The organism is Micromonospora sp. NBC_00858 (assembly GCF_045207365.1).
Taxonomy (GTDB): Bacteria; Actinomycetota; Actinomycetes; order Mycobacteriales; family Micromonosporaceae; genus Micromonospora.
The window spans coordinates 136,796-148,173 of record NZ_CP108828.1 but is presented as its reverse complement, the minus strand read 5'-3'; the positions used below and the strand labels follow the sequence as shown (position 1 = coordinate 148,173).

Here is an 11,378-nt window from a genome sequence, read left to right as displayed (position 1 = left end):
CACCCTCCGCGCTGCTTCAACCCATACGACGGCCACTGCCCGGATAGGCGACCATGGCTGCCGCGTCCGCTGACGCAGAGCGGAGGGTGCCGGCGGGCACCTCGTCCTCGGTGCGGCCGCCCATCGCGGCGGCGCGCAGGAACTCGATCGACCGGGCGGCCACGGCGGGCGCGGCGTGCGAGTCCCGGGGCAGCTCGACGGCGACCAGCCCGCGGTAACCGGCCTGGGCCAGGGCCGCCAGCACCGGGGGGAAGTCGATCTCGCCGGTGCCGAACTCCAGGTGCTCGTGCACCCCCCGGCGCATGTCGTCGATCTGCACGTTGACCAGGTGCCCGGCCACCTCGGCGACGCACTGCGGCACAGGCCACGGTTCGAGGCAGCGGCAGTGCCCGATGTCGAGGGTGATGCCGAAGCGGGCCGGGTCGCCGAGCGCGGCGCGCAGCCGACGCCAGCCGGCGATGTCCTCGACCAGCATCCCCGGCTCCGGTTCGAAACCGAGGGTCACGTCGGCGGCGTCGGCGGCGTCGACAACGGCGGCGCAGCCGGACACCAGCCGGTCCCAGGCGGTCTGTGCCGGCACCGGATCGGGGCGGACGCCGGCCCAGAAGGAGACCGCCTCCGCGCCGAGGTCGGCGCCGATCCGGACGGCCCGGCGCAGGAACTCGATCCGCCGGGTCGGGTCGTCGTGCAACAGCGTCGGGGCGTGCTTGTGCCACGGGTCGAGCAGGTAGCGGGCTCCGGTCTCGATCACCACCGCGAGGCCCAGCGCGCTCAGCCGCCGGCTGACGGCGGCCGTCCGGCGGGTGAGGCCGGGCGCGAACGGGTCGAGGTGGTCGTGGTCCAGGGTCAGCGCCACCCCGACGTACCCGAGGTCGGCGATGACGGCCAGCGCGTCGTCGAGCCGGTGGTTGGCGAAGCCGTTGGTCCCGTAGCCGAGGCGCAGCGTCGAGGCGTCGGCCGGTGGCCCGGGGCGGGGCTGCGGGGCGGTCATGTCGGGGAGACCTTCCGGGCCAGCCGCCGGCCCAGCGGCGCCGCCGCCGCGACCGCCAGCCCGAGCAGGCCAGCGCCTCCGCGCGCAGTGAGCGCCCCCTGCAGGGCGGGCAGTCCGGTGATCCCGGCGCCGACCGCAGCGCGTACCCGGCCGGCCGACGGGTCGCGGACCACCTGGGCCTGGGCCGCGCCGTAGCGAGCGGCGTACCAGCCGGCGAGCACCGCGGGCAGCGCGGCGGCGAGCCGGACCGGCCAGGCAGGGCGGTCACCAGCAGCGGACGGGCCGTCGGTCGGGGTCGGCTCGGCGCGCCGGGCGGCGGCCCCAGGTGCCGCGACCGCGGCGCTGGCGGCGACCAGGGCGGTGCCGGCCAGCGTGCGCAGCGGCAGGGCGGCGTCGGCGCCGGTGACCTCCCGGCGGGACAGTGCGGTGACCGTCCAGGTGTGCGCGGCGACGGTCACCGCCGCTGGCAGCGCCCGGGTCAGCCGACCGCCGGACGCGCCGAGCAGCACGTCCAACCCGCGACAGGCGGCCATCACGGCCGGCCCGGCGGCGGTGTTCTTGGCCAGCAGGTCGTACCCCCAGATGGTGGCCGCCAGCGGCACGGCGAGCGCGGCGGCGCGGCGACCGCCCACGGCGGCGGCCAGGCCCACCCCGGCGGCCGTGAGGCCGGCGGCGAGCCCGACCGCGGCGACCGGGGCGACCCGACCGCTGGGGATGGGCCGCTCGGGCCGCTCGACGGCGTCCAGCCGCCGGTCGGCCCAGTCGTTGGCGGCCATGCCGGCCCAGTAGAGCAACACCGAGGCACCGGCCAGGGCGGGGGTACGCCGGCTCAGCGCGCCGGCCGCCGCCGCGCCGGCGACCACGTCCCCGGGCACCGAGAGCGCAGCCGGCGCCCGGACCAGCTCGGCGAGGTCAGCCAACGTGGTCATGGGCACCGTCCCCGCCGGCGTGCAGCCGCTCGGTGAAGCCGACCAGCCGGGCCCACTGCTCGGCCAGCGAGTGGGTGGGCGTGCCGAGCGGGTCCTTGAAGAAGAAGCCCAGCTCGGCCAGCGGCCCGACGTGACCGGCGGCGTGCGCGGCGGCAGTGAGCCGGGCCAGGTCGAGCACCAGGGGCGCGGCCAGCGCGGAGTCGCAGCCGTGCCAGGTGAACTCCATCCGCATCCCGGTGCCGAGGAAACCGGCGAAGGTGATCAGATCCCAGGCGGTCTTGAAGTCGCCCAGCTCCTCGACGTACTCGATCCGGGTGCCGCCCTGCGGCACGTAGCCCAGCGTCTCGCCGAGCACCCGCTGCTTGCTCTGCACCTTGGCCGCGTTGGCGGCCGGGTCGGCGAGGGTGGCGCCGTCACCGCCACCGAGCAGGTTGACCCCGGACCAGGACCGCACGGCCAGGTTGCGCATCGCGAACATCGGCGCGAGCACCGACTTGACCAGGGTCTCGCCGGTCTTGCCATCGTGCCCGGCGTACGGCAGTCGGGCCTGTTCGGCCAGCGCGGTCAGCGCCGGCAGCCGCAGCCCGGTGGACGGGGTGAAGTCGACGTACGGGCAGCCGGCCAGCAGCGCCGCGTACCCGTACAGGGAGCTGGGTGGCAGCACCTCGTCCGGGCCGGTGAGAGCGGCGCGCAGCGCGTCCGGGTCGGCGTGCCCGGGGTGCGGTCGGGGGGCCGGTTCGGTGGCGGAGACGTTGACCACCACCACCCGGTCCAGCCCGTGCCGCTCGCGGAAGGCGGTGAGATCGCGGACCACGGCGGCGGCCCGGTCGGCCTGGGTGGCGCCGGCCGGTGCCGGACGCAGCTCCTGCTCGACGGCGGCCAACTCGTCGGGGAGCGCGGCGACCAGCCGCCCGGGGATGACACCGGTGTCGGCCAACGCCTCGGCCCGCTTGCACAGCGGAGTGGTGGCCAGGTCGTGACCGCCGAAGACCAGATCGGCGAAGGACGGCAGGGCGGGGCCGCGCAGCTCCGGCAGCTCGGTGACGCAGCCGGTCGGCCCGGCCAGGCCGGCCCGCAACGCGAGCCCTCCGACGATGCTGGTGGTCGCGACGGAACCGCGCGCTCCTACCAGCCAGACACCCGTTCGCATGGTGCTCCTTCCCGTTCAGGAGGAACCGTCGGTGCAGTTAAATATAGGAATATCAGAATATTCTTCGGAAAGATACGGCCTGGGTGGATGGGCCCCGTCCGCCCGCGCCCCGCACCGGGACGGCACCGGGTTCCGACGTCGGCGTCGGCGGCGACGACACCGGACCGGCTCCCGGTACGGAGGCGGGCAGACGGGGTTGGTAGGCAGGGTCGGTCGGCGTCTCGACCCTGCCTCCCCCGCATCCGGCCGACCGGGGCGTTGGCCCGCCCCGGCCGGACGTCTCAGGCCGCCGTGCCCAACGGACCACCGACCGGAGTGCGGCACGCCGAACGTCGGCGGACGGAAGCGGTACGGGTGGAGGCAGCGGCGGGCGGTTCCATGGGGTCCTCCGGATCGCCGGGGTGGTGGCGGTCCTCCGGTGCGGCCGGGGAATCCCGGTCCGGTCGCACCGGACGACCGTCCTGCTCGTGCGCCACCGGGCCGTACGGCCCGGCTGCACGCCCTCCGGTGCCGACCTCGTCCCGACCGCGGGGCGCAAACCGCGGCCGGTCCCTCGCCGGTCGGCTCCGGAAAGCCGGTCGGGCGATGGCGGCGCGAGCACCGCCATCGCGGATGAACATGGGTCAGACGGCCGCCACGGCCAGCGCCGGTTCCACCTCGGTCCAGGAGGAGCCGATCTCCGCCGAACGGGTCACCGCGTCCAGCACGAGCTGGACCTGCAACCCGTCGGCGAACGACGGAGCCGGGTCGACCCCGGTGGCGATCGCCTCGATGAAGTCGCGCATCTGGTGGGTGAAGGAGTGCTCGTAGCCGATGATGTGGCCGGGTGGCCACCACGCCGACATGTACGGGTGCTCGCCCTCGGTCACCAGGATGCGGCTGAAACCCTGTTCCACGCTGGGCCGGGTGGCGTCGTAGAACTCCAGCTCGTTGAGGCGTTCCAGGTCGAAGACCACGCTGCCGAGCGAGCCGTTGATCTCGACTCGCAGGCCGTTCTTGCGGCCGGTGGCGAACCGGGTCGCCTCGTACGTGGCCAGGGCGCCACCGTCCAGCCGGGCCACGAAGACCGCGGCGTCGTCGACGGTGACCGGCCCGGTGGCCGCGCCGGTGCCGTCGACCGGACCGCCGCCGTCCACCGTGGCCGCCAAGCCGCTCGACCCGGCCGGCAACGGTCGTTCCTTGACGAAGGTCTCGGTGACCGCGCTGACGCCGGTGATCCGCTGGCCGGTGACGAACTGGGTCAGGTCGATGATGTGCGCACCGATGTCACCCAGCGCGCCGGAGCCCGCCCTGTCCTTCTGCAACCGCCAGACCAGCGGGAACTGCGGGTCCACGATCCAGTCCTGCAGGTACGTCGCCCGGACGTGCCGGATCACCCCGAGTCGTCCGTCGGCGACCAACTGGCGCATCATCGTGACCGCGGGAACCCGGCGGTAGTTGAACCCGCACATCGACCGCACCCCGGCGGCCCGGGCGGTCTCCGCCGCAGCGGTCATCGCCCGCGCCTCGGCCACCGTGTTGGCCAACGGCTTCTCGCACAGCACGTGCTTGCCGGCGGCCAACGCGGCGAGGGCGATCTCGGCGTGGCTGTCGCCCGGTGTGCAGATGTCGACCACGTCGATGTCGTCCCGGTTGATCAGGTCACGCCAGTCCGTCGTGTACGCGTCCCAGCCGAGCCGGTCGGCGGCGTCGGCCACCTTCGCGGTGTCCCGGCCGCAGATCAGCGCCATTCGGGCCCGCGCCGGCAGGTCGTACACGCGGTTCACGGTGCGCCACGCCTGTGAGTGCGCGGCGCCCATGAACGCGTAGCCGACCATGCCGACCCGCAGTTCTTTGTCTGTCGTGGACAAGGTGGGTCTCCCCCCGTGTGTCAGAACCCGAGCTTCTCGTAGCTGCCCGCGTTCTCCTTGGTGATCGTCTCGGAGGCGAGGGTCACTTCCTTGGGCACCTGCAGCTCCGTGAGGTCCCCGAGGCCCCGGCCCTGGGCGACGAGCCGGGCGAGCGAGATCGCCGAGGAGGCCATCGACGGGTTGTAGGTGACCGTGGCCTTGAGCACGCTGTTGTCGGCCTTGATCGCGTCGATCGCGAGCTTCGAGCCTGCGCCGCCGACCATGAAGAACTCCTTGCGGCCAGCCTGGTTGATGGCGGCGAGCACGCCGATACCCTGGTCGTCGTCGTGGTTCCAGATGGCATCGATCTTGGGCAGCGCCTGGAGCAGCTGGGCCGCCTCGCGCTGGCCGCTGTCGGAGGTGAACTCGGCCGAGCGGCGGTTGGAGACCTTGAATCCGTACGTCGCCAGGGCCGCCGTGAAGCCGGCGCTGCGCTCGACGGTCAGCGGGATCTCCAGACCGGCGATCTCGCCGATGACCGGGTTGGTGACGCCCTTGTCCTTGAGCTGCTTGCCGATGAAGTGGCCGGCCGAGACGCCCATGCCGTAGTTGTCACCCTTGATGACCAGCCGCGAGGCCAGCGCGTCGGGGAAGACCCGGTCGAGGTTGACGATCGGGATGCCCGCCTGCATCGCCTGGAGGGCAACGGCGTTGACCTCCTTGCCGTCGTGCGGCAGCACGACGATGATGTCCGGCTTCTGGGCGATCAGCGTGCCGAGCGTGGAGCGCTGGGCCTCGGAGGTCGTCCCACCGTCGACCTCCTTCAGCTCCACATCGGAGTACGCGGCGGCCTGGGCCTTGGCGTTGGCGTGGATCGCGCCCATCCAGCCGTGGTCCGCCGCGGGGGCGGAGAACCCGATGACGACCTTCTTGCCCGGGGCGTTGTTGCCGGCGCCGTCTCCGGCGGCCTTGGTCTGGGTGCTGGCGGCCGGGGTGTCGTTGCTTGTGCATGCTGTGAGCAGGGTGGCGGCGCCGACGGCGGCCCCGCCGAACAGCAACCGACGGCGCGACAGGTCGCGACTGTGCTGGGTCATGACGACCTCCTGGGAGCGGGTTTGAGTGGTGAGGGTGTGCGAGGTCCGGCCACTGTCGAATATCTCGACGTCGCCAGGGACAACGGTGCGGTGCGTCAGGTTGCGGTGGTGACCCTGTTCCGCGCGAGGAGCCGAGTGAAGGACTTGAACTGGAACTGCTGGACCAGGACGGCGGCGACGATAATGCCGCCCTTGACCATGTTCTGCGCCTCGATGGAGAGGCCGTTGATGGCGAAGAGGTTGGTGATCGTGGCGAAGATGATGACGCCGAGCAGCGAGCCGACGATCGTGCCCCGGCCACCGCTGAGCAGTGTTCCGCCGATGATCGCGGCGGCGATCGCGTCCAGCTCGTAGAGGTTGGCCATCGCCGCCTGGGCCGAGGTGGCCTGGGAGGTGAGCATGATGGCGGCGATGCCGCAGCAGAGGCCGGACAGCGCGTAGAGCAGCATGGTGTGCCGGCGGACGTTGATGCCGGCCAGCCGCGCGGCCTCCGGGTTGCCACCGACGGCGATGGTCCGCCGACCGAAGGTCGTCCGGTTGAGCAGGATCCACCCGGCCAGGACGACCGCGCCGAGGATGTAGACGAGGATCGGGATCCCGAGCACCTTGCGGGCCGCGATGTCGTTGATGAAGGTGCTGCTCGACACCTGGGTCTGCTTGTTGGAGATCGACGCGGCGAGCCCGCGGGCGGCCACCAGCATCGCGAGCGTCGCGATGAACGGCACCAGCCGCCCGTACGAGATGAGCACGCCGTTGACCAGACCCACGCAGATGCCGACCACGATCGCGGCGAAGATCATGCCGCCGGCGCCGTAGCTCTGGGTGGCCACCGTGGTGCACCAGACCCCGGCCAACGCGACGATCGCACCGACCGACAGGTCGATCCCGCCGCCGATGATCACGAAGGTCATCCCCACCGTGACCACGCCGACGACGGAGGCCAGTTGCAGGATGGCCAGGATGTTGTTCCAGACCCAGGTGGGGTCGTCGTAGAGATCAGGCTTGGTGATCGCCCCCACCACGATGAGCGCGGCCAGCACCCCGATCAGGCCGAGGTTGCGCTTGGCGCCGTCGCCGCCGTCGCCCCGCCACCAGGAGAGCCGGTTTCCGGTCGAGGCCGCCCGGTCGCCGGCCGCCGCCGTCTCGGCCGGGGACTGCGCCGGCACGTGCGGGCGCTCCGGTGTCGCGGTGGGAGTGGGAGTCGCGTCGCTCATGCCGGTGCGCCTTCCATCAGGGACCCCGCCATCACGAGGTCGAGCACGGTGTTCTCGTCGAGTTCGCCGGCGGGGGCCTCGCGGATGACCCGCCCCTCCCGCATCACCAGCACCCGGTCGGCCAGGCCGAGCACCTCGGGCACCTCACTGGAGACCAGCAGCACCCCGACACCGCGAGCGGCCAGCCCGCGGATGACCTGGTACAGCTCGGCCCGGGCGCCGATGTCCACGCCCCGGGTCGGCTCGTCCAGCAGCAGCAGTTTGGTGTCGCCGAGCAGCCAGCGCCCGACCACCACCTTCTGCTGGTTGCCGCCGGAGAGGGTGCGTACCGGCCGGCGGACGTCGCGCGGTCGCAGCTCCAGGCTCTCGGCGATCCGGTCCGCCTCGGCCTGCTCCGCGCCGGCGTTGGTGAAGCCGAGCCGGGCGTACCGGCCGAACGTGGCCAGCGTGACGTTGCGGTAGATCGGCTCGCCGAGCAGCAGCGCCTGGCTCTTCCGCTCCTCCGGCGCCATGCCCATCCCGGCCCGGACCGCCGCACCCACGCTGCCGGCCCGCAACGCCTTGCCGGCCATCCGGACCGTGCCGGCCTCGGCCCGCCGCGCGCCGTAGATGGTCTCCAGCAGCTCGGAGCGGCCGGAGCCGACCAGCCCGGCGATGCCCACGATCTCGCCGGCCCGGACACTGAGTGACACGTCGGCGAACTCGCCCGGCCGGGTCAGCCCGTCGACCTGGAGCAACTCCACCCCGGCCGGGTCGTCCGCCGGGCGCTCCGGGAAGACGTACTCGATGCTCCGGCCGGTCATCCGGCTGACCAGGTCGCGGGTGGGGGTGTCCCGGGCCGACAGGTTCGCCGCGGTGGTCCGGCCGTCCTTGAGGACGGTGACCCGGTCGCCGATCTCGCGGATCTCCTCCAGCCGGTGGGAGATGTAGATGACGGCGATGCCCTGGGCGGTCAGCTCCCGGATGATCCGGAACAGGTTGCCCACCTCGTCGTGGGCCAGCACGGCGCTCGGCTCGTCCATGATGATCAGTCGTGCCTCGTGCGACAGCGCGCGGGCCATGCTGACGATCTGCTTGCCGGCCGCCGGCAGCGCCCGGACCATCCGGCCCGGTGGGATCTCGGCGTGGCCGAGCCGGCCGAGGATCTGCCGGGTCCGCCGGGCCATGTGCCCACGGCGGACGAAGCCCAGCCGGCGCGGCTCGTGGCCGAGGAAGGCGTTCTCCCCCACCGACAGGTCGTCGACCAGGTCCAGTTCCTGGTAGATGGTGGCGATGCCGGCGCGCATGGCGGCCTGCGGGTTGGCGAAATTGACCGGCTCGCCCCGCCACTCGACCTGGCCGGAATCCGGCTGGTGCACCCCGGCCAGCACCTTGATCAGGGTGGACTTGCCGGCGCCGTTCTGCCCGAGCAGGCAGTGCACCTCGCCGGCGCGCACCTCCAGCTGCACGCCGTCGAGGGCGCGTACCCCGGGGAAGGTCTTGACCAGGTCGGTGAGGCGCAGGACCACCTCGCCAGCGACGGTGTCGGCGGGGGCTTCGACCAGCGGCGCCTCGGCGGCGGCGTCCGCCGGACCGGTGGCGACGTTCTCCTCGGGCTGGGCCACGGTCTCCTCCTCGCTCACGACGGTTGTTCGGTTGGCGACTGCGGGCTCGCGGGCGTCGTCCCGGTCTGCGACTGCGGGTTCATGACGCCTCGCCGAAGGCGACGTCGCTGGCGAGCACGGCCGCGCCGGCGACGCCGGCACGGCCGCCGAGCTCGGACAGCACGACGGGCAGGTTGCCGGTGGCCAGCGGCAGCGACCGGCGGTAGACGACGCTGCGGATCTCGGCGAGCAGGATGTGCCCGAGCTGGGCGAGCCCGCCGCCGATCACGATCATCGACGGGTTGGTGAAGCTGACCAGGCCGGCGAGCACCCCGCCGACCCGCCGTCCGCCGTCGCGGATCAGCTGGATGCAGGTCACGTCCCCCTCGACGGCGCCCTCGGCGACGTCCAGCGCGGTGACCACACCGCGCAGGGCCATCCGCTCGGCCAGCGCCGGCGACACCCCGCTGCGGGCGGCGGCGATGGCGTCCTTGGCCAGTGCGGCACCGCTGAACAGTGCCTCCAGGCAGCCGACGTTGCCGCAGGAACACATCGGACCGTGCGAGTCGACCTGGATGTGGCCGATGTCCCCGGCGCAGCCGTCGGTGCCCCGGTAGACCTCGCCGGTGAGGTAGATGCCGCACCCTATTCCGGTGCCGATCTTCACGAAGAGGAAGTCGTCCACCGAGTGGGCGACCCCGCCGTGGCGCTCGCCGATCGCCATGATGTTGACGTCGTTGTCGACCACCGCGGGGCAGCCGTGCTCCCGGCTGAGCAGCTCGCGCACCGGGAACCGGTCCCAGCCGGGCATGATCGGCGGCGAGACCGGGACGCCGTCGCGGAAGCTGACCGGGCCGGGCACCCCGATGCCCACCGCGTCCAGCCGCTCGTACGCGCCGTCGACCCGGGCCTTGTGCAGCAGCTCGTTGACCCGTTGCAGGGTCACCTTCGGTCCGTTGCGGATGTCGGCCGGTTCGGCGTAGTGGGCCACCGGTTCGAGTCGGCCGTTGACCACCTCGACGTCCATCGAGCTGGCGCCCAGGTCGACAGCCGCGAACCGCAGCTTCGGGTTCAGCTCGACCAGAGTGGAGCGGCGCCCGCCCCGCGACGCGGCGAGCCCGGCCTCGGCGACGTAACCCAGAGCGACCAGTCGGTCCAGCTCGGCCAACAGGCGCGGGCGTGGCATCTGGAGCCGGTCACCCAACTCTGCCCGGGACACGGCCCCCTCGTCGCGGAGTAACCGCAACAGCCGGACGTGCAGGGGGTCGACGGTCCGCACCGGGACTCACCTCTTCATCGGACTCGTTCACATCGGCGCAATGCCGATGTGTTGTGTCCGACACAGTAGGAGCGTTCCGTACCGCGTGTCCAGAGCTTCAACCATTCTGATCCCAACTTTTGTCCGAAAGAACAAAAGCTACTAGTCGATCAAGAAAAGGACACCTGCCGCCCGCATCCGCTCTCCGGCTGTACCGCCGCAGGACACGGGACCGCCCCGCCAGCCGTTCTCCGGTGGCGGGGCGGTCGGACCGTCGATCAGCGGCGGCCGGCGGCGTTCCGCTTCTTCCTGAGCTTGCGGTCGTCGCGCAGCTCGACGTACGGCTCGTCGTCGACCGGGTGGCCGGCCGAGATGGCCCGGCCGCGCTCCAGCTCTGCGTCAAACTCGGCGCCCAACAGGATCGCGATGTTGCTCAGCCAGAGCCAGACCAAGAAGATGATCACCCCGGCCAGCGCCCCGTACGTCTTGTTGTACGAGCCGAAGTTGCTCACGTAGAAGGCGAACAGGCCGGAGATCACCAGCCAGATCACCACGGCCAGCACGCCACCCGGGCTGACCCAGCGGAACCCGCCGTGCCGCGCGTTCGGCGAAGCCCAGTAGAGGATCGCGAACATCAGGCTGACCAGGATCAGCAGCACCGGCCACTTCGCGATGTTCCAGACCGTGACCGCCGGCTCGCCCAACTCGACCGCGTTCCCGACTAGTTCCGCGAGGCGGCCGGTGAAGACCACGATCACCGCGCAGGCCAGCAGCAGCACGCCGATCACCGCCGTGACGCCGACCCGGATCGGCAGCGTCTTCCAGATCGGTCGCCCCTCTGGCACGTCGTAGATGGTGTTGGAGGCGCGCATGAACGCGGCGATGTACCCGGAGGCGGACCAGAACGCGGCCAGCAGACCGATGATCGCCGCGATGCTGGCCAGCCCGCCGTTCTGCTGGGCCTGGTTGATCGCGTCCGTGATGATCTGCTGGATGTTCCCCTCCGGCACCGCCTGGTTGACGGTGTCCTTGACGCCCTCGGTGGCGCCGTCGCCGAGCAGGCCGAGCAGGGAGATCAGCACCAGCACCCCGGGGAAGATGGACAGCACCCCGTAGTAGGTCAGCGCCGCGGCCCAGTCGGTCAGGCTGTCGTCCTGGAACTCTGTGACCGTCCGGCGCAGAGCCGCCTTCCAGCCGCTGCCGGGCAGGTCGGTGGGGCTGTCCGGCCCGGCGTCGGGACCGACCGGCGCGCTGGCGGAGTCACGCTCACGCCCGCTGTCGGCGGAAGACTCGTCGGAGGCCATTGCCCCTCCTCACTGTCGGCGATGTT

Annotated in this window: 9 protein-coding genes; all 9 read right to left on the bottom strand. The window is 72.3% G+C overall.

The genetic code is table 11. From position 1 onward, the window contains the following. Positions 1–16: 16 nt before the first annotated feature. Positions 17–991, bottom strand: coding sequence for a sugar phosphate isomerase/epimerase family protein (locus OG990_RS00735; RefSeq protein WP_386984409.1), 975 nt, complete (start codon positions 989–991; stop codon positions 17–19). After that, positions 988–1,920, bottom strand: a complete 933-nt coding sequence (locus tag OG990_RS00730) for an SCO3242 family prenyltransferase (protein ID WP_386984411.1) — start codon at positions 1,918–1,920, stop codon at positions 988–990. Before OG990_RS00730 ends, OG990_RS00735 begins: the two co-directional genes overlap by 4 nt. Continuing rightward, positions 1,904–3,070 carry an inositol-3-phosphate synthase gene (locus OG990_RS00725; RefSeq protein ID WP_386984413.1) on the bottom strand — a complete coding sequence of 389 codons (1,167 nt, stop codon included), beginning with the start codon at positions 3,068–3,070 and terminating at the stop codon, positions 1,904–1,906. The genes OG990_RS00730 and OG990_RS00725 overlap by 17 nt, the downstream gene beginning before the upstream one ends. A 623-nt stretch (positions 3,071–3,693) precedes the next feature. Continuing rightward, positions 3,694–4,887: a Gfo/Idh/MocA family protein gene (locus OG990_RS00720; RefSeq protein ID WP_386984696.1), complete on the bottom strand. Its 1,194-nt coding sequence runs from the start codon at positions 4,885–4,887 to the stop codon at positions 3,694–3,696. A gap of 53 nt (positions 4,888–4,940) precedes the next feature. Next, positions 4,941–5,993 carry a substrate-binding domain-containing protein gene (locus tag OG990_RS00715; RefSeq protein WP_355609611.1) on the bottom strand — a complete coding sequence of 351 codons (1,053 nt, stop codon included), beginning with the start codon at positions 5,991–5,993 and terminating at the stop codon, positions 4,941–4,943. 95 nt (positions 5,994–6,088) lie between these two features. Then, positions 6,089–7,207 carry an ABC transporter permease gene (locus OG990_RS00710; protein ID WP_328419241.1) on the bottom strand — a complete coding sequence of 373 codons (1,119 nt, stop codon included), beginning with the start codon at positions 7,205–7,207 and terminating at the stop codon, positions 6,089–6,091. After that, positions 7,204–8,715, bottom strand: coding sequence for a sugar ABC transporter ATP-binding protein (locus OG990_RS00705; protein ID WP_406081615.1), 1,512 nt, complete (start codon positions 8,713–8,715; stop codon positions 7,204–7,206). The genes OG990_RS00710 and OG990_RS00705 overlap by 4 nt, the downstream gene beginning before the upstream one ends. A 175-nt stretch (positions 8,716–8,890) precedes the next feature. Continuing rightward, on the bottom strand, positions 8,891–10,069 hold the full coding sequence (locus OG990_RS00700; RefSeq protein ID WP_328419243.1) for an ROK family protein: 1,179 nt from the start codon (positions 10,067–10,069) through the stop codon (positions 8,891–8,893). Positions 10,070–10,326: 257 nt separating this feature from the next. Continuing rightward, entirely contained in the window at positions 10,327–11,352 is a 1,026-nt protein-coding gene (locus OG990_RS00695; protein ID WP_406078588.1) for a YihY/virulence factor BrkB family protein, read from the bottom strand. Between the last annotated feature and the right edge of the window lie 26 nt (positions 11,353–11,378).

Bases quoted from the DNA above. Each gene is read 5' to 3' on its own strand.
- OG990_RS00720 (WP_386984696.1), bottom strand. From the start codon at position 4,887: ATGGTCGGCTACGCGTTCATGGGCGCCGCGCACTCACAGGCGTGGCGC.
- OG990_RS00725 (WP_386984413.1), bottom strand. From the start codon at position 3,070: ATGCGAACGGGTGTCTGGCTGGTAGGAGCGCGCGGTTCCGTCGCGACC.
- OG990_RS00730 (WP_386984411.1), bottom strand. From the start codon at position 1,920: ATGACCACGTTGGCTGACCTCGCCGAGCTGGTCCGGGCGCCGGCTGCG.
- OG990_RS00715 (WP_355609611.1), bottom strand. From the start codon at position 5,993: ATGACCCAGCACAGTCGCGACCTGTCGCGCCGTCGGTTGCTGTTCGGC.
- OG990_RS00735 (WP_386984409.1), bottom strand. From the start codon at position 991: ATGACCGCCCCGCAGCCCCGCCCCGGGCCACCGGCCGACGCCTCGACG.
- OG990_RS00710 (WP_328419241.1), bottom strand. From the start codon at position 7,207: ATGAGCGACGCGACTCCCACTCCCACCGCGACACCGGAGCGCCCGCAC.
- OG990_RS00695 (WP_406078588.1), bottom strand. From the start codon at position 11,352: ATGGCCTCCGACGAGTCTTCCGCCGACAGCGGGCGTGAGCGTGACTCC.